General features: G+C 73.6%; 20 protein-coding genes. 6 read left to right on the top strand and 14 right to left on the bottom strand.

From position 1 onward, the window contains the following. Window positions 1-217: 217 nt before the first annotated feature. Window positions 218-1,147, top strand: a complete 930-nt coding sequence (locus tag Q0994_RS21610; RefSeq protein WP_299537576.1) for a DUF4231 domain-containing protein — start codon at window positions 218-220, stop codon at window positions 1,145-1,147. An 18-nt stretch (window positions 1,148-1,165) separates the two neighbouring features. On the opposite strand, the gene Q0994_RS21605 is transcribed toward Q0994_RS21610, so the two are convergent. The 8 genes from Q0994_RS21605 to Q0994_RS21570 all read right to left on the bottom strand — a co-directional run bounded on the left by Q0994_RS21605 (window position 1,166) and on the right by Q0994_RS21570 (window position 9,838). Then, on the bottom strand, window positions 1,166-1,654 hold the full coding sequence (locus tag Q0994_RS21605; RefSeq protein ID WP_299537575.1) for a hypothetical protein: 489 nt from the start codon (window positions 1,652-1,654) through the stop codon (window positions 1,166-1,168). Window positions 1,655-1,876: 222 nt separating this feature from the next. Beyond that, window positions 1,877-2,776 carry a S1 family peptidase gene (locus tag Q0994_RS21600; RefSeq protein ID WP_299537574.1) on the bottom strand — a complete coding sequence of 300 codons (900 nt, stop codon included), beginning with the start codon at window positions 2,774-2,776 and terminating at the stop codon, window positions 1,877-1,879. 267 nt (window positions 2,777-3,043) lie between these two features. Continuing rightward, window positions 3,044-3,829 (bottom strand): DUF1684 domain-containing protein, encoded by a 786-nt coding sequence (locus Q0994_RS21595; protein WP_299537573.1) that lies wholly within the window; start codon window positions 3,827-3,829, stop codon window positions 3,044-3,046. 3 nt (window positions 3,830-3,832) lie between these two features. Next, entirely contained in the window at window positions 3,833-5,131 is a 1,299-nt protein-coding gene (locus Q0994_RS21590) for an NtaA/DmoA family FMN-dependent monooxygenase (RefSeq protein WP_299537572.1), read from the bottom strand. Next, window positions 5,128-6,228 carry an LLM class flavin-dependent oxidoreductase gene (locus Q0994_RS21585; RefSeq protein ID WP_299537571.1) on the bottom strand — a complete coding sequence of 367 codons (1,101 nt, stop codon included), beginning with the start codon at window positions 6,226-6,228 and terminating at the stop codon, window positions 5,128-5,130. Before Q0994_RS21585 ends, Q0994_RS21590 begins: the two co-directional genes overlap by 4 nt. A gap of 24 nt (window positions 6,229-6,252) precedes the next feature. Further along, window positions 6,253-7,014, bottom strand: coding sequence for an amino acid ABC transporter ATP-binding protein (locus tag Q0994_RS21580; protein WP_299537736.1), 762 nt, complete (start codon window positions 7,012-7,014; stop codon window positions 6,253-6,255). 122 nt (window positions 7,015-7,136) lie between these two features. Further along, window positions 7,137-8,981 (bottom strand): FAD/NAD(P)-binding domain-containing protein, encoded by a 1,845-nt coding sequence (locus tag Q0994_RS21575; protein ID WP_299537570.1) that lies wholly within the window; start codon window positions 8,979-8,981, stop codon window positions 7,137-7,139. Next, window positions 8,978-9,838: an amino acid ABC transporter permease gene (locus Q0994_RS21570; RefSeq protein ID WP_299537569.1), complete on the bottom strand. Its 861-nt coding sequence runs from the start codon at window positions 9,836-9,838 to the stop codon at window positions 8,978-8,980. The genes Q0994_RS21575 and Q0994_RS21570 overlap by 4 nt, the downstream gene beginning before the upstream one ends. A 466-nt stretch (window positions 9,839-10,304) precedes the next feature. On the opposite strand from Q0994_RS21570, the gene Q0994_RS21565 reads away from it, so the two are divergent. Further along, complete coding sequence (locus tag Q0994_RS21565; protein ID WP_299537568.1) at window positions 10,305-11,234, top strand: transporter substrate-binding domain-containing protein; 930 nt, start codon at window positions 10,305-10,307, stop codon at window positions 11,232-11,234. A 45-nt stretch (window positions 11,235-11,279) separates the two neighbouring features. Here Q0994_RS21565 and Q0994_RS21560 read toward each other — a convergent pair whose 3' ends face one another. Beyond that, window positions 11,280-12,449 (bottom strand): DUF5685 family protein, encoded by a 1,170-nt coding sequence (locus tag Q0994_RS21560; protein WP_299537565.1) that lies wholly within the window; start codon window positions 12,447-12,449, stop codon window positions 11,280-11,282. Window positions 12,450-12,760: 311 nt separating this feature from the next. Here Q0994_RS21560 and sepF point away from each other — a divergent pair, with 311 nt between their 5' ends. Next, window positions 12,761-13,204: a cell division protein SepF gene (sepF, locus tag Q0994_RS21555; RefSeq protein WP_299537562.1), complete on the top strand. Its 444-nt coding sequence runs from the start codon at window positions 12,761-12,763 to the stop codon at window positions 13,202-13,204. A 52-nt stretch (window positions 13,205-13,256) separates the two neighbouring features. Here sepF and Q0994_RS21550 read toward each other — a convergent pair whose 3' ends face one another. Together Q0994_RS21550 and Q0994_RS21545 are read right to left on the bottom strand one after the other, a co-directional pair. Next, window positions 13,257-14,417 carry an acyl-CoA dehydrogenase family protein gene (locus Q0994_RS21550; RefSeq protein WP_299537734.1) on the bottom strand — a complete coding sequence of 387 codons (1,161 nt, stop codon included), beginning with the start codon at window positions 14,415-14,417 and terminating at the stop codon, window positions 13,257-13,259. Between the two features lie 234 nt (window positions 14,418-14,651). After that, window positions 14,652-16,412, bottom strand: coding sequence for an MFS transporter (locus Q0994_RS21545; RefSeq protein WP_299537561.1), 1,761 nt, complete (start codon window positions 16,410-16,412; stop codon window positions 14,652-14,654). Window positions 16,413-16,868: 456 nt separating this feature from the next. Between Q0994_RS21545 and Q0994_RS21540 the strand changes: the two genes are divergently transcribed. After that, the gene (locus Q0994_RS21540; protein ID WP_299537558.1) at window positions 16,869-17,867 is read left to right on the top strand and encodes a phosphatase PAP2 family protein; all 999 of its coding nucleotides are present in this window, start codon (window positions 16,869-16,871) and stop codon (window positions 17,865-17,867) included. Window positions 17,868-17,945: 78 nt separating this feature from the next. Here the strand turns inward: Q0994_RS21540 and Q0994_RS21535 are convergent, their stop codons facing one another. Together Q0994_RS21535 and Q0994_RS21530 are read right to left on the bottom strand one after the other, a co-directional pair. Beyond that, the gene (locus tag Q0994_RS21535; protein WP_299537556.1) at window positions 17,946-18,161 is read right to left on the bottom strand and encodes an I78 family peptidase inhibitor; all 216 of its coding nucleotides are present in this window, start codon (window positions 18,159-18,161) and stop codon (window positions 17,946-17,948) included. A 423-nt stretch (window positions 18,162-18,584) separates the two neighbouring features. Then, the gene (locus tag Q0994_RS21530; RefSeq protein ID WP_299537554.1) at window positions 18,585-19,856 is read right to left on the bottom strand and encodes a glycosyltransferase family 4 protein; all 1,272 of its coding nucleotides are present in this window, start codon (window positions 19,854-19,856) and stop codon (window positions 18,585-18,587) included. 356 nt (window positions 19,857-20,212) lie between these two features. Between Q0994_RS21530 and Q0994_RS21525 the strand changes: the two genes are divergently transcribed. Together Q0994_RS21525 and Q0994_RS21520 are read left to right on the top strand one after the other, a co-directional pair. Beyond that, window positions 20,213-20,995: a hypothetical protein gene (locus Q0994_RS21525; RefSeq protein WP_299537553.1), complete on the top strand. Its 783-nt coding sequence runs from the start codon at window positions 20,213-20,215 to the stop codon at window positions 20,993-20,995. A 137-nt stretch (window positions 20,996-21,132) separates the two neighbouring features. Next, window positions 21,133-21,495 carry a hypothetical protein gene (locus Q0994_RS21520; RefSeq protein ID WP_299537732.1) on the top strand — a complete coding sequence of 121 codons (363 nt, stop codon included), beginning with the start codon at window positions 21,133-21,135 and terminating at the stop codon, window positions 21,493-21,495. A gap of 86 nt (window positions 21,496-21,581) precedes the next feature. On the opposite strand, the gene der is transcribed toward Q0994_RS21520, so the two are convergent. Next, the gene (gene der / locus Q0994_RS21515) at window positions 21,582-23,051 is read right to left on the bottom strand and encodes a ribosome biogenesis GTPase Der (protein WP_299537551.1); all 1,470 of its coding nucleotides are present in this window, start codon (window positions 23,049-23,051) and stop codon (window positions 21,582-21,584) included. Window positions 23,052-23,064: the final 13 nt, after the last annotated feature.

Raw genomic sequence — 23,064 nt, 5'->3', positions numbered from 1 at the left:
TTCAAACAGGCGCAGTTGTCGCACTGTCGCACACCTGGACGGGGACGACGAGAGGGCGTCGGGCCGGAAAGCGCCCTGCGGAGCAAGGCGCCATTGCCGCGCCTCGTTCTGGCCGCCTACTCTCGTGTGCCCGCGTGCGGCCCGCAGCGCGTCCCGGGCCGGGCCGGGCCGGGACGCCCGGCTCACGGCGCGCGGAACCTGCAGACAGGGGGCCCACATGTCGGCGATACCAGGACCGCTCCAGTCCATGGTGTTCAGGAACCAGGACCTGCCCGAACTCTTCCATCACACCGACGCCGTCGCCGTGGCCCGTCAGCGGGAGGCCGCTCGGACGACCTGGGCGCAGCTCACGCTGCTGGTCGCCGGGGCGGTCCCCGCCGCGCTGCCGTACCGGTGGACGGTGGCCTCCGACATCCAACTGCCCCACGCGTTAGCGGCGTTGGCGTACCTGGGTGCCCTGGTCGCCACCGTGGTCGCCGCGCGCCGCAGAGCGAAGTCGCATTGGCAACTCAACCGCTCCGCGGCGGAGTTCATCAAGTCGAACTGCTGGCGCTACGCGGTGCACGGGGCGCCGTTCGACTCCTCCGTCGTCCACCCGGAGGCCGTCTTCGCGAGCCGTCTCGAAGAAGGGCTGCAGGAGCTGCGGAAGGTCGGATGGGCGGACCCCCGCGAGGAGTTGAGCGGTACCGACTCCGGTCTCATCACCCCGTCGATGCGGGATCTCCGGGCGCGCGCCTTCACCGTGCGCAAGGAGACGTACATCCGTGACCGGCTGATCGAGCAGCGGCGGTGGTACAGCCGCCGGCAACGGGCTTCGCGGCACAGCGCCTTCGTCTGGTCGACGGTCGTGGGCGCGCTGACGGTGCCCGCCCTCGGGCTGAGTCTCGCGCAGACCTTCGGCGCGGGGCTGTCCTTCGGGCTGACGGGCGTTCTCTCGGCGGTCGCGGCGGCGTGCCTGGCGTGGCACGAGATGCGCAGGCACCACCCGCTGGTCTCGGCCCACTCGCTGATCGAAACGGACCTGGAGTCGATGCAGGCGGCGATGGAGACCACCCTGACCGAGCGTCAGTGGGCCGCCGCGGTGTTCGAGACCGAGCGGATCGTGTCGCCCGAGCACACCGACTGGCTTGCCCGGCACCGCATGTGACGCGCCTTCAGCTCCGGGTCAGTCCCTGCGTACGCCCTCGCGCCAGACGACGGTGACCCGGCGGCCCCGTGCGCGGGCGTAGGTGACGATGTCGCCGGTGCCGCCGAGGCCGCGGGCCGGGGCGCCGTCCCAGACCGCCACCAGGTGGTCGCAGTGGTCGGCGATGTACGCGCCGGCGGCGTAGTACGCCTCGTCCGTGGAGTGCGGGAAGGCGAGCCGCACCTCCCGGGCGGCGCGGGACTTCAGCCGGCGGTAGCGGGCCAGGTCGTCGGCCCGGTCGAAGCAGTCCTCGTAGTCCCCGCTGGGGATCACCACGGTCAGTCTCGCCCCCCGGTCCAGTGCCAGGCCCGCGAAGAGCTGGTCGGCGCCGACCGCGAGGCTGGACAGGGCCTCCAGGGGCCCGTCGGCCCCGCCCGTGTCCCCCAGCGCGTCGACCAGCCCGCTCAGGACGTGGGCGTATGCCTCCGGGGGGATGGAACGGTGACCGGTCACTCCGATGCGTCGCACGAGCTGAACCCCCTGGGTCTGTGCGGGGCCGAGGGCAAGCCCCGTCACGGACCTGGCGTCCGCCCCCGTCTGTCCTCCGCGTCCGGCCGTACCCGACATCCTCTCAAGAAGGGCGGGGCGCACGGGAGCCCCCGTCCGGAGCGGACGGGGGCTCGTGGGCGGCTCGCGCGAGGCACGGGACGCCACTGGGGGTGTCGTGCGGGGGCGGGACCCGCCGCGGGATCAGAAGACGCTGACGCCGTAGGCGCTCAGGGCCTCGGTGACCGGCTGGAAGTAGGTCGTGCCGCCCGAGGAGCAGTTGCCGCTGCCGCCGGAGGTCAGACCGATCGCCAGCGTGCCCGAGTACAGCGGGCCGCCGGAGTCGCCGGGCTCGGCGCACACGTTGGTGCGGATCATGCCGTAGACGACGTCGCCGCCGCCGTAGTTGACGGTGGCGTTGAGGCCGGTGACCGATCCGCTGTGGATGCCGGTGGTCGAGCCGCGACGGGTGACGGACATGCCGACGGTGGCGTTGGCGGCGCCGGTGATGTCGACGCTGCCGACCGTGCCGCTCTTGGTGACGCTGCTGTTGGTGTACGTCACCAGGCCGTAGTCGTTGGTCGGGAAGCTGGAGCCGGAGGTGGTGCCGAGCACGGTGGTCTTGGCGGAGTTGGACCACCAGGTGCCGGCGCCGTCGGTGCAGTGCCCGGCGGTCAGGAAGTAGTAGGTGGAGCCGCTGCGGACGTTGAAGCCCAGCGAGCAGCGCCAGCTGGAGGCGTAGATCGCGTCGCCGCCGGAGATCAGCTTGGAGAGCTTGCCTTCGGTGCGCTCGATCTTCAGGGCCCCGGCGTCGGCGCCGGCGGACTCCTTGATCGCGTCGATCTCCGACTGGGTGACCGTGCTGTCCACGGTCACCACGACGCGCTTGGTGGCGGGGTCGACGTTCCAGGCGGTGCCGGCGATGTCGGCGTCGAGCACCGCGTCGCTGACCGCGGCGAGCCGGCTCGCGCTGTAGGTGCCGGCCGAGGTGGCGTTGGCGGTCGGCACGGCGAGGGTGGCCGCGGCGACGAGACCGGCCGCCACGGCGACGAATCCGCCGCGTCTCGCGGCGGTGCTGCGGGGGGTGGTGCGCTTGATCCTCACTTTGCATTCCTCCAGAGGGGAATCGGGGGCCACCCGTGGGGTGTGTGACCCGTGAGGCGCAGTCAGCGGCCCTGCGGTCCGGAGGTGTTCGCATTCCGGATACGCCGTGCCCCTGACAAGCGCTGGTCGGAGTATCAGGAATGCCGTCCTCCACCCGCAAGGGCGCCTTTCGGCCGCCGGACTCCCCGGCCCCGCCCCGGACGCGACGACGCCCCGGCGGCGCGACGGCGGGCGTCGCACTGCCGGGGCGTCACCGTCCCCGGTCGCTCAGGCGTCGATCCGGTTCCGCTCCCCGGCGGGGACCGCGACCGCCAGGGTGTTGCCCGGCGGCGGGAAGGGGCAGATGAAGTGATCGGCGAAGGCGCAGGGCGGCAGCAGCGTCCGGTTGAAGTCGACCGTCACCGTGCCGTCCGGCGCCGGGGCGGCCGGGCGCAGGAAGCGGAAGCGGTAGCTACTGTTACCGCTGGTGGCGTCGGCGAAGACCGCCCACAGCGAACCGTCGGGCTCCACCGCCACCTGGAGGGTGTGCTCGGCGCCGTCGACGGTGAAGGCGATCTCTCCGGCGAGCCCCAGTCCGCGCTCCACGCCGTCGGCGTTCTGGACCCGCACGGTGCGGTCGGCGGCGTACGGCCGGAAGGTTCCGGGCAGCGTCCAGGCGGGGTCGTACGGGGTGGCGTCGATGGTCCGGAAGGCCCGCCGGGCGGGGGACGCGGGGTCGAAGTCCCGTACCGCCCACAGCCCTTCGCGGCGCAGGACGAACAGCCGCCGCTCCCCGTGCGCGACCCGGGCGTCGTCGATCGGACCGGTGTCCGCGGTGAGGCGGATCTCGCCGGTCAGCGGCTTCCCGTCGACCGTGAGGCCGTCCTCGGCGGCGGCCGTGAGGACCACCGCGTCGCCCTCTTCGCGCCACTGGCCGGGGACGGCCGGAATTCGACCCTCCGGGTAGCCGGAGAGCCAGTGGGTGCCGCTCAGCGACAGCGGTCCGTACGGCGCGGCGACCGCGGCGATCCGTCCCTGGTGCCAGCTCTGCCAGTCCTGCTCGTGCGTGCTCATGGATCAACCCTTCCACACCGGCTCGGCCAGGCCGAGGTGCGACCGGAGTGTGGACCCGGTGTACGCGTCGCGGAAGGCCCCGCGCTCGCGCAGCAGCGGGACGACCCGGTCGACGAAGTCGTCGAGCCCGCCCGGGGTGAGGTGCGGTACGAGGATGAAGCCGTCGGCGGCGTCCTGCTCCACGAAGGAGACCATCGCGTCCGCGACCGTCTGCGGGGAGCCGACGAAGGACTGCCGGGTGGAGGTCTCGATGACGGTCTCCCGGATGGACAGCCCCTTCTCCTCCGCGAGGGCGCGCCACCGCGCGGCCACCGCGAACGGATCGCCGATCCGGACCCTTCCCTGCGCCAGGCCGGAGTCGGGGACGGGGTCGACGTCGGGCAGCGGTCCGTCGGGGTCGTACCCGGAGAGGTCCCGGCCCCAGACCTGTTCGAGGGCGAGCAGCGCGTTCTGCGGGGAGACCTGGCGGCGGCGGATCCCGGCGGCGTTCCGCCGGGCCTCGGCGTCGGTGTCGCCGAGCACGACGGTGACGCCCGGCATGATCTTCAGGTCCTCGGGTCTCCGGCCGTGCGCGGCGAGCCGGCCCTTGACGTCGGCGTAGAACGCGCGGCCGGCCTCCAGGGTGCCGTGCCGGGTGAAGACGACGTCGGCGGACCGGGCGGCGAAGGCGCGGCCCTCCGGGGAGTCGCCGGCCTGGATGACGACCGGGTGTCCCTGCGGCGGGCGGGGGACGGTGAACTCCCCGGAGACGTCGAAGTGCCGTCCGTGGTGGGCGAAGGGCCGCGGGACGCCTTCCGGGGTCCAGGAGTCCCAGAGTTCCCGGGCGGTGGCGACGAACTCCGCGGCGCGGGTGTAGCGGTCGGCGCGGTCGAGGAAGCCGCCGCGGCGGAAGTTCTCGCCGGTGAAGGCGTCGCAGGTGGTCACCACGTTCCAGGCGGCGCGTCCCCGGCTCAGGTGGTCGAGGGTGGCGAGCCTGCGGGCCAGCTCGAAGGGCTCGTTGAAGGTGGCGTTGACCGTCGCGGCGAGTCCGAGGCGGTCGGTGACGGCCGCGAGGGCGTTCAGCACCGTCAGCGACTCGGGCCGGCCGACCACGTCCAGGTCGTGGATGCGGCCCTTGTGCTCACGCAGCCGCAGCCCTTCGGCCAGGAAGAGGAAGTCGAACGTGCCGCGTTCGGCGGTCTTCGCCAGATGGACGAAGGAGGAGAAGTCGATCTGGCTGCCGGAGCGGGGGTCGTCCCAGACGGTGGTGCTGTTGACGCCGGGGAAGTGTGCGGCGAGGTGCATCGCGCGCGGGCCGCTCATACGCCGCCCACCGCCGCCCGCGGCACCGGCACCGGCACCGGCACCGGCCGGGCGGAACCCGTGTAGCGGCCGGCGGGCCGGGCGAGGCCGAGGTGCTCGCGCAGGGTGCCGCCGGGGTAGAACGTGCGGAAGAGACTGCGGTGCTGGAGGAGGGCCACGGTGCCGTTGACGATCCTTTCCAGGTCGCGGGCCGGGAGGACGGGGTAGAGGTGGAACCCGTCCACGGCCCCCTCCCGGTGCCAGCGGGTGATGAGTTCGGCGAGGTCGACGGGGCCGCCGATGAAGTAGGCGCCGCCGGAGCCCTTGGGACCGCCCGTGAGTCCGGGCTCGGCCGCCGTCTCGGCGTCGCCGAGGTCGACCGCGAGGGAGGCGAGCACGCGCAGGGCGCCGGGGTCCCGGCCGTGGGCGGCCGCCCTGCGGTGAACGTCGGCGCGGAGGGCGGCGGCGGCCTCGGGCGAGGCCGCGCGGACGTGGACGACGTCGGCGTGCCGGGCGGCCGTGGCGCGGGCCGCGGGGGTGGTGCCGTCGATCACCACGACGGGCCTGCCCTGAGGGGGCCGGGGCACGATGGCGGGGCCGCGTACCGAGAAGTACTCGCCCTCGAAGTCGATGTGGTGCACCTTGTCCCGGTCGATGAACCGTCCGGTGGTGGCGTCCCGGATCTCGGCGTCGTCCTCCCAGCTGTCCCAGAGCCGTGCCGCGGCGTCGGCCGCTTCGCCGGCCTCCCGCCACAGGTCCTCGGCGCCGGCGGCGGGCCGGCGGCCGAAGAGGCGGGCCTCGGCCCCGGTGGCGGAGACGTCGGCGCGCCAGCCGGCCCTCCCCCGGCTCACCCAGTCGAGCGTGGCCACGGCGGAGGAGACGTGGAAGGGCTCGGTGTGGGTGGTGGTGACGGTCGGCACCAGGCCGATCCGGTCGGTGCCGGGCGCGAGGTGCGCGAGCACCGCGAGCGCGTCGGGTCCGGGCCGGGCGAAGGAGTCGTCGAGCGTGACGTAGTCGAGCACACCGCGTTCGGCGAGCCGGGCCAGGTGGAGGGTGGGGCCGGGGTCGAAGCTCGGCGGGCCGCCGATCTCGGCGGACAGATGGAGCTGCCTGCTCATGGGGGTTACCTCAGCTGGGTCTGGTCACGGGTTCTGGAGGACGGTGGAGAGGAAGGCGCGGGTGCGTTCCTCGGCCGGGCGGTCGAGCACCTGCGCGGGCGGCCCCTGCTCCACGATCCGGCCCTCGTCCATGAAGACGACGGTGTCGGCGACCTCGCGGGCGAAGCCGATCTCGTGGGTGACGATGATCATCGTGGTGCCCTGGCGGACGACGTCCCGGATGACGTCGAGGACCTCACCGACCAGTTCGGGGTCGAGCGCGGAGGTCGGTTCGTCGAAGAGCAGCAGGCTGGGTTCGAGGGCGAGCGCGCGGGCTATCGCGACGCGCTGCTGCTGTCCGCCGGAGAGCTGGGCGGGGTACGCCTTCTCCTTGTCGCCGAGGCCGACCCGTGCGAGCAGCGCGCGGGCCGAGGCGACGGCGGCGGCGCGGGGCGTGCCGAGGGCCGCGACCGGGGCCTCGACGATGTTCTCCAGGACGGTGAGGTGCGGGAAGAGGTGGAAGTTCTGGAAGACGAAGCCGATCCGGGTGCGGCGGCGCAGCACCTCGCGCTCGCGCAGTTCGTGGAGCGTGTCGCCGGACCTGCGGTAGCCGACCGGGGAGCCGTCGACGTCGATCCAGCCCCGGTCGGGCTTCTCCAGGTGGTTGACGGTGCGCAGCAGGGTCGACTTCCCGGAGCCGGACGGGCCGATGATGACGGTGACCTCGCCGGTGCGTACGGCGAGGTCGATGCCGCGCAGCACGTCGAGGGAACCGAACCGCTTGTGCACGGAACGGATGTCGACCATCGGGGTCGCGTGGTCGGGTCGGACGTCTGCGGTGGTGGCGACGCTGGTGCTGCTCATCGCTCGGCCCCTTCGGGTCGGTGGGTTCGGTGGGTACGGGGCGCGGGCCCGGCCGGCCGGCGCAGTCAGGCGGTACGCGGCGCGGGGCGGCGGTCCGCGTCGCGGAGCCGGACCAGCAGGGCGCGGGCGACGGCGTCGTTCTGCGCGAAGGCGGGGCCGCCGGTGCGGGGGCGGGTGAAGGCGCCGGAGGCCCGTGCGGTGGTGAAGGGGCCGAGGGCGAACCGGCGGGGGTGCGGGCGGCCCTCGGTGTCCACCACGCGTCCGTCGTCGGGGTCCACCTGGAGCAGGCCCTCCTCGGTGACGGCCGCGCCGTCCCGGTGCAGGGCGCGCAGGACGGGGCTGCGGGTCTGCCGCAGGGAGGGCGGCGGCAGCCTCGCCTCGACCAGGGCCCGCGCCTCGACGGTCGCGCCGGGCACGGTCGATCCGGAGGCGCGGAACAGGCCGCGCTCCTCGTCGGCCGCCACGGTCATGTCGGCGCCGACGAACCGGACGACGCCGGCCCGGGAGAGTGCCAGGAGCTGTTCCAGCCGGGGGCCGGGCGGCCCGGAGGCGAGGTAGCTGAAGAAGCCGTGCCAGCCGTCGTCGCTCGCGCCGAGCCGTATCAGCTGCCCGTAGACGGAGAGCAGCCCGAAGAAGACCGCCAGATCCGGGCTGTGGGACGGGTCGTGACGGCGTGCCAGGTCGGCGCGGATGTAGTCGCGCACGGCTTCCTGCAGCGCTTCGGGGCTCTCGTGGCGCACGCCGGCCAGGGGCCGGTCCAGGGCGTCCAGGTCCAGCCGGTCGGCGGGGTCGGGCACGGAGGCCGCGATCAGGGCCTCCAGTTCGGGCGCGCCGGCTTCGGCGGCGGCGTACTTCTCGGCGAAGTCCGCCCAGTCGACGGCCGTGCGCTCGGGGTGGGCGCTGAAGAGGCGGTGGTAGTGGGCGTGGCCCAGCTCCCGGACGATCAGCGGCCAGACGTCGGCCCGGAAGTCGGCCGGGACGGCGCCCGAGCGCAGCGCGTCGACCTCTCCGGGGCCGAAGTGCCGGGGAAGCGGAGTCCGTTCACCCTCCCAGGCGTATCCGATCTTGGAGTGGTACGGGACGCCGCGCCGCGATCCGACGTACAGCACGGGCTCCCGGCCGGAGGGCAGGTAGGCGCCGTCCTCGTACCGGCCGCCGCGGCCTTCGGTGAGCAGCACCATGAGGTCCACGAAGGCGAGGCCGAAGCCGCGGACGAGGACGGGTTCGCCGGGGCGCAGGGCGCTCAGGTCGGTGTCGGCGGTGAAGTCGGGCGGCAGGTGCACCAGATCGTGGCGGCGCGCGAACTTTGCCAACTCGACCTGTTCCGCGTCGGGTTCGGCGTCGAGGTGACCCACGGCGACCACCACCAGGTCCGCGTGCAGCGGCTCGGCGCGGTCCTCCAGCCACACCTGCTGCGCGCCGTCGCGGGGTCCGGTGACGCGCAGCGCCCGGGTCCGGTGCTCGTGCACGGTGACGCCCGGCGGGAGGGCGGCGACCGACTGCTCGTAGACCCAGCGCAGGTAGGCGCTCTGCAGGCGGCGGCTGGGGAAGTCCTGCCCGGTGAGCGTGGCCAGTTCCGCCCGCACGACGGGGTCGGCGTCGACGGCGGCCCGCCCGGCCCGCGCCTCCTCGGCCCAGACGTCCAGGGAGGGGCCGGGGCGTACCGGTCCGTCCTGGCGGACGGTCTCGTCGGTGAACATGGTGACGTCCTCGGCCATGGAGTTCATCCACAGCAGCGGCGACTGGTCCCGGCGCCATATCCGGCCGCCGCCGGCCGGGTAGGGGTCCACCAGGTGCACGTCGAGACGCCCGTCGGCGTACAGCTCGGGGGCGTTGGCGGCGATGCGTTCGATCAGGCCGGTGGCTCTCGGCCCGGCTCCCACGACGACGAGCGCCGGCGTGCCGGTCATCGGGAACCGCCCGTGCCGCGCGCGTAGTGCCGTTCGACGTAGTACTGGCCGACGCTGAGCAGCGAGGTGACCGCCACGTACCAGAGCGTGGCGACCAGCAGCAGCGGGATGACCTGGTAGGTGCGGTGGTAGACGAGCTGGACGGAGTACAGCAGGTCCTGCACGGCGATGATGCTGACGATGGAGGTGCCCTTGAGGGTGCCGATCAGCATGTTGCCGGCGGGCGGCACGATGGCGCGCATCGCCTGCGGCAGGACGATCCGGCGGAGCCTGCGCCAGGGGCCGAGCCCGAGGGACTGGGCGGCCTCCAACTGGCCGCGTTCCACGGAGAGGATGCCGCCGCGGACCACCTCGGCCGCGTACGCCGCCTCGTGCAGGGTGAGTCCGAGGACGGCGACGGCGACCGGGCCGAGCAGGTTCACCGTGCTGACGCCGAGGACCGTCGGGTACAGGGCGCCTATGTTGAACCAGAACAGGAGCTGGACCAGGATCGGCGTGGAGCGGAACAGCCAGATGTAACCCCAGGCGACGGCGCCGAGGACCCGGTTGCCGGACAGCCGCATGACGGCGAGCAGGGTGCCGAGCGCGAAGCCGAGCACCATGACGACGGCGGTGAGCCAGAGCGTCAGCCCGAGGCCGCGCAGGACCGAGGCGGTGGTGAAGTAGTCGCCCACGACGTCCCATTGGAACGCCTTGTTGCGGACGACCGAGACGAGCAGCAGCCCGAGGCCGACGATGACGGCAACGGCCGCCGCCCACTGGCCCGTTCGGCGGACGGGGACGATCCGGGGCGTCCAGGAGGGGTCGCCGGGCACGGGTGGCGGCGGGGAGGGGAGGATCTTCGTCTGCGTGGACATGGGAGGGCTCCGTGGATACGGCGATCGAACACGGGGCGTGCCTGCACGAGGGCGCACAACGCGGACCGGGCCCCTCAGCGCCGGTCCGTCCCCGAAGAAAAGCCCCGGAGAAGGCTGTTGTCAAGCCTGTCCACACTGTGGGCACCGCGTCCGGGGCCTGGTTGACGCGCAACCGGATGCCTGTTCCACTTGGCCCATGTACTCGCAGCAGCGGCTGGTCACACGCTCCCACATCGACTTCGGTCGCGTGTGGTCCTCTTCCTGTTGATCCCCCTGCGTTTCCTCTTCTCCGCTCACGCCCTTCGCCGCGTTCGAGCGACCCTCCCCGCGTGACCGCACGGCACAACGGCACCACCCTCCCCTCGCACAGACTGCGTTCCTACACCCCCACGGGCTCCGCGCCGCCCGCACGCACCGGAGCCCGTCCGGCGTGCCCACTTCCCGGACGACCCTGGAGCATCCCGCCATGCCCGCCACCCGGCACACCGCTGTCTTCACCCTGATCACCGTCGCGGCGCTCACTCTCACCGCCTGCGGCTCGGGCGACCCCGCCGCGGCCCCCGCGGGGGCCGGCGGTTCCGCGATCCCCGCCACCGACGTGGTGTCGGACATCCCGAAGGACGATGCCGCCGCCGCCCTGCTGCCCGAGGACGTCCGCAAGGCGGGCACCCTGAGGATCGCCGCCTACGCCGGCGCCCCGCCCAGCGCCTTCTACCGCGAGGACGGCACGACCCTGGCCGGCGCGGACATCGACTTCGCCGACGCCGCGGCCAGGGTGCTCGGGCTGGAACTGAAGCGCGAGGTGGCGTCGTTCGAGGCGATCCTGCCCGCCCTCGGCAGCGGGAAGTACGACCTCGGCACCGGGAACTTCGGTGTCACCGACGACCGGCGCAAGACCATCGACTTCGTCACCTACATCAACGACGGCCAGGGCTTCGCCGTCCGCGAGGACAGCGACCTGAAGGAGGTCACCGACCTCACGCAGCTCTGCGGCCTGACGGTGGCGACCGCGGCGGGCACCACCTTCGAGGTGACGCTGGAGAAGAACCTGTCCCGGTGCGCCGCGACGGGCCGCGAGCCGTACCGGGTCAAGACGTACGGCGACCCGTCGGCGCTCTGGATCTCGCTCCAGCAGGGCCGTACCGACGTGGTGATGTCGACGATCAACGGACTGCGCTACGCCGTGACGCAGCAGGAGAACGTCCGCTTCCTCAACGAGTTCAAGCGGCTGGACGTCGGCTTCGCCTTCGCCAAGGGCACCCCGCTGGCGCCCGCGTTCCAGGCCGCGGTCAACGAGCTCAAGGCGGACGGCGCCTACGACCGCATCCTGAAGAAGTGGGGGATCACGCAGTCCGGCATCGCCGAGTCGCAGATCTCGCCGCCCGAGCTGAAGTGAGCCGCCGGTCGCCGGGGCGACCGGCCGCCCCGGCGACCGGTCCGCTCAGCAGTCGCACCCGCAGTCACAGTCGCAGCAGCCGCCCTCGCCGTCGCCGCAGCAACTGCAGCAGTCCGAGCAGTTGGAACAGCAGTCGCACCATTCGCACAGACCGTTGCGCTCCTTGCGCGACCACGGTCCCTCGTAGGTGTCGCAGCACATCTGGCAGGTGCAGGCCATGGCGACGAAGGTGGCGCAGCCGGCCAGCAGGCCGCGCCGGTCCCGCGGGGGCGGCGGCTGCGGCGGCGGGGCGCCGGGGGTGCCGGGCGGGGCGAACGGGTTGCCCGGCGGCGGCACATGGGCCCCCTGGTGCTCGCAGGCGCCGGTGCCGAAGGCGCGGTCCACCGAGCGGCCGAGTTCGTGCACGAGCAGCACGTGCGCGAGCCGTCCGTCGGTGAACTCGGCGTCCGCCAGCGCCAGCCGCACCCCGTGCAGGGCGTCGTCGCAGAGCCGGCGCGCCTCGTCGAGCGGGGTGCCGGTGGCGGTGAGCGGGTTCCAGGCGCCGGAGGCGGCGTCGGCGTGCCGGTCCTCCACGGCGTCCAGCAGGTGGGCGAGCCTCCCGAAGAGGCGTCCGGCCTCGGCCAGCGGCTCCGCGTTGTGCGGCCGGCCCGCGAGCACGGCGGTGTGGGCGAAGGCCGCCGCGGTGGCCGTCTCGGTCGGTTCGGTGACCGTCAGCAGCGGGGTGCCGGGGCCGGCCAGCGCCTCGATGCCGGTCTGCCGGTCGACGGCGTCGACCAGGACCGAGGTGTCGAACCCGAGCGCCGAGCCGGTGCGCGCTCCGGCCCTGTCCCAGCCCGCCGCGACTCTGCGGGCGGCGGCGGCGACCGGCCGGCGCGCCAACAGCCCGTCGCGGTCGGCCACGTGGTCGCGCACCTTGGCCGAGGCGAGCACCAGCGAGACGGCCGCGGCCAGCCTGGCCCCCTCGCCCTGTGCCACGGAGGCGCCGCGCATCCCGCGCAGCGGACAGGGCCCGGCAGCGCGCCGGCCACTCCGGGCGCGGCCGGCCTGAGCCTCCGTCAGGACCGAGACGATCAGACCGTCGTAGTTGGTCACCACCCGGGCGAACTGCCCGTGGTCGGAGCGCAGGGCGAGGCAGAGGCCGCAGAGGTGGGCCATCCACTCGGTCTTCAGGCGCTCGCCGAGCCGGTGCGTACAGGGCCTGACTATTCCGAACACGGTTCTCCCCCCGACGTCCGCGGGGGCGGTGCCGGTGCGCCCGCGCGTCTGCTCGCCGTGCATCGTACCGAGTGATCCGTTCACCCGTACGTGCCCCATGTCACCCGTACGGGCCGGGGCATCATATTTTCTTTCGACAAGCCCCCCTATACCGGGGGAACCCTGACGTACCGCCACATGATCTGCACCAGTAGCGTCACGAATCGCCTGCGCGCCGCCTATCCCCTTGGCGCGGGATCCGCATGATGGACGACCATAGGGATACGAAAGACATGCGGAACGACAGGGAACCGCGGTGAGAGGAGGCGTCCATGGGATCGGTGCGCAAGGCGAGCGCTTGGCTGGGTCTGGTCGAGGACAGCGACGAGCGGTACTACGACGACGAGTACGCCGAGAGCGGTGAGACCGGCACCAACGGCCAGTCCTGGGTGACCGACCCGCGGGTGCGGGTGGTCTCCGAGGCGGCCGAGGCGCAGGAGCGCCGCATCGCCACCGTCACCCCGGACAGCTTCCGGGACGCGCGGACCATCGGCGAGCTGTTCCGGGACGGCGTCCCGGTGATCGTGAACCTCACGGCCATGGACCCCGCCGACGCCAAGCGGGTCGTGGACTTCGCCGCCGGGCTGATCTTCGGACTGCGCGGTTCCATCGAGCGGGTGGCCACCCGGGTCTTCCTGCTCTCCCCCTCCGACACCCAGGTGGTCAGCGGCGAAGCCGCCGGCCGCAGGGCCGACGGCTTCTTCAACCAGAGCTGAGCGAGGCGCTCGCCGGACCAGCGCGTCCGGCGTCCCGCGTGCGCGGTGTTCCCTACCGGAAAGCATCCAGACCGGTGAGCGCCTTGCCCAGGACGAGCTGGTGCATCTCCACGGTGCCCTCGTAGGTGAGCACCGACTCCAGATTCGTCGCGTGCCGCATCACCGGGTACTCCAGCGAAATCCCGTTGGCCCCGAGGACCGTCCGCGCGGTGCGGCAGATTTCGATCGCCTCCCGCACGTTGTTCAGCTTGCCGAAACTGATCTGCTCCGGGCGGAGCGCGCCCGCGTCCATCCGCCGGCCCAGGTGGTGGGCGAGCAGGATTCCCTTGTGCAGCTCGACGGCCATGTCCGCGAGCTTGGCCTGGGTGAGCTGGAAGCCGCCGATCGGCCGGCCGAACTGCTCGCGGGTGCGGGAGTACTCCAGGGCCGTCTCGAAGCAGGTGCGGGCGGCGCCCATCGCACCCCAGACGATGCCGTAGCGGGCGTGGCTCAGGCAGCCGAGCGGACCGCGCAGCCCGGTGACGCCGGGCAGGACCGCGTCGGCCGGCAGCCGGACCCCGTCCAGCACCAGTTCGCTGGTGACCGAGGCGCGCAGCGACCACTTGTGGGTGATCTCCGGCGCGGAGAAGCCGGGGGTGCCGGCCGGCACCAGGAAGCCGCGGACGCCCCGCCCGTCCCCGCCCTCGCCGGTCTGCGCCCAGACGACGGCGACACCGGCGACCGAGCCGTTGGTGATCCACATCTTGCGTCCGGTGAGCACCCAGTCGTCGCCGTCGCGCCTGGCGTGGGTGCGCATCGCGGACGGGTCGGAGCCGTGGTCCGGCTCGGTCAGCCCGAAGCAGCCGATGATCTCGCCCGCCGCCATCCCCGGCAGCCAGCGCTGCTTCTGCTCCTCGGAGCCGTAGGCGTGGATGGCGTACATGGCGAGGGAGCCCTGTACGGAGACCAGGGAGCGGATGCCGGAGTCGGCGGCCTCCAGTTCGAGGCAGGCGAGGCCGTACTGGACGCAGGTGGCGCCGGCGCAGCCGTAGCCCGTGAGGGACATGCCGAGGGCGCCGAGCGAGCCGAGCTCACGGGCCAGCTCCCGGATCGGGGGCAGCTCCCCCTTCTCGTACCACTCGGCGATGTCGGGCAGGATCCGGTCGGTGGTCCAGGCGCGCACGGCGGCGCGGATCGCGAGGTCCTCGGGGTCGAGCAGGTCGTCCAGGCCCAGGAGGTCGCCGGGGTCGAGGGGGGCCCGCTTCGGGCGGGCCGGCGACGGTTCGCCGGGCGTGGACGGCTGGGACTGCTTCGCGGATGCGGTGCTGGACAAGAAGGGGCCTCCGGGCGGCTCGCGCGGTGCGGAGGGCCTAGACGCGGTCCTCCGCACCGCGCGGGGCGGAGGGGAAGACCGTCGGCGGCCCTCGAAACTAGCAGTGGTAGTCAGGCGTGCCGCTGACGTTACGACTCACCGTGCCGTGCGTCCAGAGCCGGTGGCCTCGGCGGTCGCGCGCCGCGCGGGCGCGGGCACCCGCTGGTCGGCGGGGTGCCGACGCGCGCCGGAACCGCCGGATCCGGCCGGCGGGGCCTGGGCGGGCACGGACGCGTGACCGGAGCCGGGGGCGGTGGGCGCGCCGGAGGGGGGATCGGCCGGAACCGGGTCACCGGCCGGGGAACCGGCGTCGGTACCGGCGCCCTCCATGTGGCGGGGCAGCCGGAGCGCGGCCAGCGCGCCGAGCAGCAGCAGTCCGGCGCTGACCACGAGGGTGAGGTGGAGGCCGTCGACGAAGGCGTGCTGCGCCGTGGCGCGCACCAGCCGCCCGGCCGGTCCGCCGAGCGCGGCGGCCTCCTGGTAGGCCTCGCCCAGGGAGCGCGCCGCCGCGTCGGCGGTGCCGGCCGGCACCGCCGCGGAGTGCAGCGGCGCCAGACCGGGCGCGTAGGCGGCGTTCATCACGCTGCCGAGCAGGGCGATGCCCAGTCCCGCGCCGAGCTGGTACGAGGTCTCGCCGATCGCGGCCGCGCCGCCCGCCCGCTCGGCGGGGGCCTCGTTGAGCATCGACTCGTACGCGCCGAAGAGCGTGGTCTGGAGGCCGAAGCCGAGAGCGACGAACCCGGCGGTGAGCAGGACGGGCCGGTCGTGCTCTCCCATCAGGGTCAGCAGCAGCACCGCCGCCGCGGTCAGCACGAAGCCCAGGGCGACCATCCGGCGCGGGCCGAAGCGGCGCAGGACCGTCGAGCCGGTCGCGCCCGCGGCCATGGCGGCGAAGGTCAGCGGGAGCAGCCGGAGGCCGGTTTCGAGCGGGCTCAGGCCGAGGACGAGCTGAAGGTACTGGACGGCGATCAGTTCGAGGCCGACCAGGGCCAGCATGGCGACGACGACGCAGCCGACGGATGTCGAGAAGGCGGGCCGGGCGAACAGGGCCATGTCCACCAGCGGGTGGGTCCGGCGCCGCTGGCGGCGCACGAACAGGACGAGCAGCAGCGCGCCGAGCACCGGCGGGACGAGGCCGGCCGGGGAGAGGAGGTCCCCCTCGCCGCCGGCCCGCTTGATCCCGAGTACGAGCCCGAGCACCCCGGCCGCCGCCATCAGCGCGCCGAGCACGTCCCACGGCCCGCCGCCGGCGCCGCGCGACTCCGGCAGCAGCCACCGGCCGACCGGCAGCACCAGCGCCATCAGCGGGATGTTGATGAGGAAGACCGAGCCCCACCAGAAGTGCGCCACCAGGAATCCGCCGACCACCGGCCCGACGGCCGCCCCCACGGCGGCGACCGCGGTCCAGACACCGATGGCGGTGGCGCGCTCGCGGCGGTCGGGGAAGACCGTGCGCAGGAGGGAGAGGGTGGCCGGCATGATCATCGCGCCACCGACGCCCAGCAGCGCGCGGGCGGCGATCAGGATGCCGGGGCCGTCCGCGAAGGCGGCGAGCGCGGAGGCCGCGCCGAACAGGGCGTAGCCGCAGAGCAGCACCCGCCGTCTGCCGATCCGGTCGCCCAGCGTGCCGAAGAGGATCAGCAGCGAGGCGCAGACCAGCGGGTAGGCGTCGACGATCCACAGCAGGGAGACCGCGCCGGGACGCAGGTCCTCGGTGACCGCGGGGATCGCCACGTGCAGCACGGTCGAGTCGAGGGCGACGAGCAGCAGGCTCAGGCAGAGGACCACCAGGACGGTCCAGCGGTTGCGGTCCCCGGTCGCGCGGGGTCCGTTTCCGGCCGTGCTCGTCCCGGACATCTGCGTACCTCCCATGAGTCCCTCGCGCTCGGCGGACCGCTCGGGTCCGCGTCTTCCGGCACCCCCCGGGGCCCGGCATCGACGGGCGAGAGCCGTCAACGTACACGAGTCGGCCGTGGTCACACGTGGCCCACTTCATACGGCCGGGCGGGCACCGCTGTGGTCTACCACACACCCCGCCGCCCCCGGCGGTCCCACGGGGGCGGCCCCGGACGGCCCCGTCCGCGCCTCCCCCGAACGGCCGAGGCAATTCCCTTTCGCACCCTCCGGGGCAATCGGCGGGCGCCCCCGTTCCGCATTGCCGGGGCAACCCGTAAGGAGGAGAAGAGGCGTCGGGGAATTTTCGCCGGGCACCACGGAAAAGAGCACGTCCGGAGACATGTCCCACATCACATCGTCATCACAAAGCCGTGGGAGCGACCGAGCCACACACTCACTCGCTGTAACGTCGATTGGGTGCGTACCGACATCTTTGCCCGGCTGGACCGGGAGCCGGAACCGCCGAAGATAGAGATCCCGCGGATGAGTCGTCACCGCATGGCCCTCTTCGGCGGGACGTTGGCGTTCTATCTCGCCATCGTCCATGCCGTGCTGATCTCCTCCTGGCTCGTGGCCCTGGACTGGAAGGTCATGCTCTTCCGGCCCTACCAGCAGTGGCCCGAGCTGCACGCCTTCCTCGACTACTACGTCGTGCTCGGCCAGCGCGGTCCGACCGCCGTGATGATCGCGAGCTGGCTCGGCTGGCGGTCCTGGCGCCAGCACACCCTGCGCCCGCTGCTCACCCTGGGCGCGGCCCTGCTGCTGCTCAACGTGACGGTGGGCGCGGTGAAGATCGGCCTCGGCAGGCTCGGGCCGCACTACGCCACCCGGATCGGCTCGGCCGAGCTCTTCGCGGGCGGCGATATATTTCCCTCCGGCCACACCGCCAACGCCGTGGTGACCTGGGGAATCCTGGCGTACCTGGCCACCACCCCGCGGGCCAGGCGGTATCTGTCGGCGCTCTCCGCCACGGTCTCCCTCGGCGTGGGCCTGACCACCGTGTACATCGGCACCCACTGGCTCAGCGACGTGCTGCTGGGCTGGGCCGCCGGACTGCTGGTGCTGCTGGCGCTGCCGTGGATCGAACCGCTGATCACCCGCGCCGAGGCGCTGCTGCTGGCGGTCCGGGAGCAGTGGCGCCGCCGCCGTGCCGCCCTGGTGCCCGTGCCGGTGCCGGCCCGCGGCGACGTCGCGGTGGTGCGGGCGCTGGCCGGTGAGGCGCCGGAGACGTCGCACGCCCCGCTGCAGAGCCATTCCGGCGCCGCCCGGCCCCGGCCGCACGCCGAGCGCCCCGTCCACCCGGTGCGCGCCGAGCGGGCGCCGGTGACCCCCACGGGCACCCGGCGTCCGCCGTACAACGAGCGGCCGCCGCGGGGCGGCGCGTCGGCGCCGGCCCGGCCGATGACCGGTGGCTGAGAGCCCGCCGCACACGCGTGAGGGAGGCCCCGGCACGATGCCGGGGCCTCCCTCACGCGTGTGCGGGGGCGGTCCGGGTCAGCCCACCCAGCAGCGGGTGACGGTGGCGTCCTCGACCTGGAAGTTGATGCGCCCGGAGCGGAACTCCATGGTGAGGACGGTGCCCGGCGGGACGGACCTGACCGTGCTCCAGCCACGCCCCCTGGCCTGTCGCTCCGCGGTGTCCCGGTCGAGTCCGACGTAGGAATCGGGAGCGTCGTCCGGCTGTTCGGAAGGGGTCGGCAGGGATGTCATGCCCTCACCCTACGACCGGGCCGCGCGTGACGGAAGGCGGTCCGTCCGGGCACACGGCGGCCACCTCGGAAGCGATACCGGTCACACTTGTGTCACAAGATCACCACGTGCATTCGACTCACCCCATTCGGTCGAACACATATTCCGGGGCGGGCCGGAGCAATGCGTGACGGCATTCGGAAACGCGTTCCCGGCCGCCGGACAATTCCCGCCGCCGGCATTCTTCCGGTGCGGTACGGGCGGTACGGCCCCCCACGCCCGGAAGACGAATGGCGGTGGCTCCCGGAATTCATGTTCCCGTCTCCCGCGCGTGTCCGTGCACACCATTCGCACACGCTCCCGCCGCCTCTCCCCCCGGTCGGTTTCGGCCGTCCCGGCCGGTTCCGGCCGGTCGCCACCGGTCCGGAGCCCGCCCGCCACCGGCTATCCGCCCGCGTCCCCGCGCAGGACTCCGGCGGCCCGGTGGCGCAGGGCGTACGCCCCGTCGAGGACCGCGCTCCGGGCCAGGTACGCCCCCGAGCGCAGCGCGGACCGCCGCCCGCGGCCCGGCTCCCGGCCCGTCAACGAGGCGTACAGCCGCTCGTGGCGCTCTGCGACGCGCGCCGGGTCGAACCGGGCCGAGGCGGCGAGGGCGGCCCGGCCCATCCGGTGCCGCAGCCCGTCGTCCGCGATCAGCGCGAGCAGCGCGTCCGCCACGGCCTTCGCGTCGCCCACCGGGACCAGCGTGCCGTCGCGGCCGTCGTCGATGATCTCGGCGGGTCCCAGCGGGCAGTCGGTGGCGACCACCGGCAGCCCGGCCCGCATCGCCTCCACGATCGTCATCCCGAACGCCTCCCGGTCCGAGGTGACGACCGCGATCGAGGCGAGGGGCCACTGCGCCTCCATCGGGTGCACCGGGCCCATGAGCACCACCGTCCCGGCCAGACCGAGGGTGTCGATCAGCGCGGTCAGCGCCCCCTTCTCCTCCCCGCCCCCGTAGATCCGCAGCCCCCAGTCGGGCCGCTCGCGGACGACGTCGGCGAACGCCCGTACCAGCAGGTCGAAGCGCTTGGCGCGGTGCAGCCGGCCGGCCGCGACCACCCACTTGCGGTCGCCGTCGGCGGGCGGGCCGGGCGGTTCGGGTACGGAGTTGGGGATCGCCTCGATCCGTACTCCGGGCAGCCGCAGCCCGGTCCGGTAGGCCCGCGCGTCCGCCTCGGTGACCGTGGTGACGGCGTCCAGCAGGGCGTAGCGGTGGCCGATCTCGCGGCGCAGGCGGTAGCCGTGGCTCTCCAGCGACAGGTGCTCCTGCCCGACCCGGGCCGGCCCCCGCCGGGTCTGCCTGCTGATGTGCACGTTGAGGCCGGGCCGGGTGCCGATCACCACATCGGCCTCCAGGGTGCGCAGATGCGCGGCGATCCGGGCGTCGGTGAGCCGGCCGTACTGGTGGTAACGGCTCTCTCCGCGCGGGAAGACCCGCGAGGGCGCGGCGAGCGCGGCCGAGTCTCCCTCGTACCCCGCGCTCCCCCGGCGCAGGTCCACGAGAGGACGGACGGTCACCCCCTCGGGCAGGCCGAACGCCGGATCGTCGCGGTGGCGGAAGACCGAGACGATCTCCGTGTCGTGGTGCTCCGCGAGCGCGCGGGCCAGGTTGAACGTCGTACGGATCGTGCCGCCGATGCCGTACGCGTTGTGGATCAGAAACGAAAGGTGCATCGCGTCGTCGTCTCCCCGGTCCGAGCGCCGCCGATCGGACGCTACGGGCCCGCGCCGCCCACCGGCACCCGCCGGGCCCGGAGCGCACCGGGCCGTGACACGGCCGGCGCCCGCCGCCACCGGGGCGTACGGCGGAAGGCTCCGCCCGCGCGGAGCCCGCGGGGCGGCCGGGCGGGACGTCCGCGGACAGCAACGGAATATTACGTTCCGGGGTGCCCGCGGCGGTGGACCCGCCGCCGTGTCGGTCCGGCGCGCACTTCGGTCCCTCCTGGTGCGTGACCCGGGCCCCGGATCCTCCGTTGTCCTTGCATGAGCCGGGACCCGCCCGGCCACGCACCGAGTCCGAGGAGCCACCCGTGCCGCGCATGCTGGACGTCAGCGAGGACGTACGCGCCGAGATCGGCGACGCCGAAGCCGACCGGCTGCTCGTCGGCGACAACGCCCCAGGCAGCTACGACTGCACCTCCTGCCGCACCCCCGGCGACTCGGAGCAGGAGCGCACCTCCACGGTGCTCTTCGTGGGCGAGGAGACCGCGGTCCTCGCGTTCGCCCACGCGACCTGCATCCCGTCGCAGGTCGTCCAGGTGGCGGAGGACCAGCTCCAGGGCGCGGTGCGAAGCATCACCGGCAGCGAGCCACAGAATCCGGAAGGTCTCATGCCCGAACAGGCCGTTCTCGGCATCACCAGCGGACTGGTCCTCATCGAGGACGATCTCCGCCCCGCCCTGGTCGTCGAACCGACCGGCGCCATCGCCCGACCCGGCACGGACGGCAGCGGGGGCGACGAGTTCCTCCAGCTGCTGACCGAGCAGGGGTTCCGCACGGCGCACAGCCTGGACACCCTGCCGGGCGTGCTGCCCGGCTGGTCCGTCCTGCTCGCCGTGGGACAGCTCCACGCGGTGCTTCAGCCCGGCTCCGGCGGCGGTACGCCCGTCGCCTGGTGGCAGGCGCACCAGCCGCTCCAGGTCACCGACGGCTGGCGGGCCGCCGCCAACAAGTCGCAGACGGTGCTGGTCTTCGCCGCTCCCGCCGGCTCGATCGGGCAGCAGCCCCGCGAGGACCTGCTCCGCGACGCCCTCGACAAGGCCGCGGTCAACGGTCTCCTGGTCGCCGCGGCCATGCCGCTGGCCGGGACCTGATCATGACGGCCGCCGCCGCCCACCCGCGGGGCACCGCGAATTCTCCGCCCGCCCCGCATCCGACCGGCGACCGGTTCGTTGGCACCTATGTGCACTCATACGACCCCTCCCGCCAGCAGCAGAGCCCGATTCCCTCGATGCGCCCCTCACGGGATCCCGCCGGGGGCAAGTCACCGACCCCGATCTACGACGCGCTGTACAGCGAGTACCTGCGCTCGTTCCGGGCGTTGCCGGGGGATCGCAGCGGCGAGGAGAGCCTCGGGTTCCTGAGTTTCGGCACCGGGATGTACGCCGGCCGGGCGCCGGCCGGCGTGCGGCCGGGCGCCGCCCACCCGGGGGGCGGCCAGAGCACCGCCGCGTCCGGCCACGGAGCCACGGGCGGCCAGAGCGCCCGCGGCGCCCAGAGCGGCCACTCCGGCGGCTCCTGGCAGCGGGTCGGCCGGCACGCGGGACGCCCGCAGCCCGCCGCGCTGCCGCCCGGTGCGCCCCGGGACTCCTGACGGCGCTCCCCGGCCCGCGGACACGCACGACGGAGCCCTCGTCCCCACCGCGCAGGCGGGGGCGAGGGCTCCGTCGTGGGCCGGGGCTACTTGTTGCGGCCGCGCTTCTCGCGGACGCGCACCGAGAGGTGGATCGGGGTGCCCTCGAACCCGAACTCCTCACGCAGCCGGCGCTCGATGAACCGGCGGTAGCCGTGCTCCAGGAAGCCGGAGGAGAACAGCACGAACCGCGGCGGCTTGGTGCCGGCCTGGGTGCCGAAGAGGATGCGGGGCTGCTTGCCGCCGCGCACCGGGTGCGGGTGGGCGGCGACGATCTCACCGAGGAAGGCGTTCAGGCGGCCTGTGGGGACGCGGGTCTCCCAGCCCTCGATCGCGGTCTCGATGGCCGGTACCAGCTTCTCCATGTGCCGGCCGGTGACCGCGGAGACGTTGACCCGCGGCGCCCAGGCGACCTGCGCGAGCTCGGTCTCGATCTCGCGCTCCAGGTAGTAGCGCCGCTCCTCGTCGAGCGAGTCCCACTTGTTGAAGGCGAGCACCAGGGCGCGCCCGGCCTCCACCGCCATCGTGAGGATGCGCTGGTCCTGCACGCTGATGGATTCGGTGGCGTCGATCAGGACGACGGCGACCTCGGCCTTCTCCAGGGCCGCGGCGGTACGGAGCGAGGCGTAGTAGTCCGCGCCCTCCTGGAGGTGGACGCGGCGGCGGATGCCCGCGGTGTCCACGAACTTCCAGGTGACGCCGCCCAGCTCGATCAGCTCGTCGACCGGGTCACGGGTGGTGCCCGCGAGCGCGTTGACGACGACGCGCTCCTCGCCCGCGACCTTGTTCAGCAGCGAGGACTTGCCGACGTTCGGGCGGCCGATGAGGGCGATGCGGCGGGGGCCGCCGAGGGCCGCGCCGAAACGCTGGGCCGGGGCCTCGGGCAGCGCTTCCAGGACGGCGTCCAGCATGTCGCCGGTGCCGCGGCCGTGCAGCGAGGAGACCGGGTAGGGCTCGCCGAGGCCCAGCGACCACAGTGCGGTGGCGTCGGCCTCGCCGCTCTGGCCGTCGACCTTGTTGGCGCAGAGCACGACGGGCTTGCCGGCCCGGCGCAGCAGCTTCACCACGGCCTCGTCGGTGTCGGTGGCGCCGACCGTGGAGTCGACCACGAACACCACGGCGTCGGCGGTCTCGATGGCGTACTCGGCCTGGGCGGCGACGGAGGCGTCGAGCCCGAGGACGTCCTGCTCCCAGCCGCCGGTGTCGACGACCTTGAAGCGGCGGCCCGCCCACTCCGCCTCGTAGGTGACGCGGTCGCGGGTGACGCCGGGCTTGTCCTGGACGACCGCCTCGCGGCGGCCGATGATCCGGTTCACCAGGGTCGACTTGCCGACGTTCGGGCGGCCGACGACGGCGAGGACGGGCAGCGGCCCGTGGCCGGCCTCGTCCAGGGCGCCCTCGACGTCCTCGGGGTCGAAGCCCTCCTGCGCGGCGAGCTCCATGAACTCCGCGTACTCGGCGTCGCCAAGTGCTCCGTGCTCGTGGTCCGAGCCGCCGGAGTGAATCTGGTCGTTCATGAAGTCCGTTCCT

The organism is uncultured Streptomyces sp., from assembly GCF_947488945.1.
Taxonomy (GTDB): domain Bacteria; phylum Actinomycetota; class Actinomycetes; order Streptomycetales; family Streptomycetaceae; genus Streptomyces.
Note: the sequence above shows the minus strand (reverse complement) of the source record. Positions and strands in the feature narration are given on the sequence as shown.

Bases quoted from the DNA above. Each gene is read 5' to 3' on its own strand.
- sepF (WP_299537562.1), top strand. From the start codon at position 12,761: ATGGGATCGGTGCGCAAGGCGAGCGCTTGGCTGGGTCTGGTCGAGGAC.
- Q0994_RS21535 (WP_299537556.1), bottom strand. From the start codon at position 18,161: ATGACATCCCTGCCGACCCCTTCCGAACAGCCGGACGACGCTCCCGAT.
- Q0994_RS21565 (WP_299537568.1), top strand. From the start codon at position 10,305: ATGCCCGCCACCCGGCACACCGCTGTCTTCACCCTGATCACCGTCGCG.
- Q0994_RS21570 (WP_299537569.1), bottom strand. From the start codon at position 9,838: ATGTCCACGCAGACGAAGATCCTCCCCTCCCCGCCGCCACCCGTGCCC.
- Q0994_RS21530 (WP_299537554.1), bottom strand. From the start codon at position 19,856: ATGCACCTTTCGTTTCTGATCCACAACGCGTACGGCATCGGCGGCACG.
- Q0994_RS21585 (WP_299537571.1), bottom strand. From the start codon at position 6,228: ATGAGCAGGCAGCTCCATCTGTCCGCCGAGATCGGCGGCCCGCCGAGC.
- Q0994_RS21575 (WP_299537570.1), bottom strand. From the start codon at position 8,981: ATGACCGGCACGCCGGCGCTCGTCGTCGTGGGAGCCGGGCCGAGAGCC.
- der (WP_299537551.1), bottom strand. From the start codon at position 23,051: ATGAACGACCAGATTCACTCCGGCGGCTCGGACCACGAGCACGGAGCA.
- Q0994_RS21545 (WP_299537561.1), bottom strand. From the start codon at position 16,412: ATGTCCGGGACGAGCACGGCCGGAAACGGACCCCGCGCGACCGGGGAC.
- Q0994_RS21580 (WP_299537736.1), bottom strand. From the start codon at position 7,014: ATGGTCGACATCCGTTCCGTGCACAAGCGGTTCGGTTCCCTCGACGTG.
- Q0994_RS21610 (WP_299537576.1), top strand. From the start codon at position 218: ATGTCGGCGATACCAGGACCGCTCCAGTCCATGGTGTTCAGGAACCAG.
- Q0994_RS21520 (WP_299537732.1), top strand. From the start codon at position 21,133: ATGCGCCCCTCACGGGATCCCGCCGGGGGCAAGTCACCGACCCCGATC.
- Q0994_RS21595 (WP_299537573.1), bottom strand. From the start codon at position 3,829: ATGAGCACGCACGAGCAGGACTGGCAGAGCTGGCACCAGGGACGGATC.
- Q0994_RS21590 (WP_299537572.1), bottom strand. From the start codon at position 5,131: ATGAGCGGCCCGCGCGCGATGCACCTCGCCGCACACTTCCCCGGCGTC.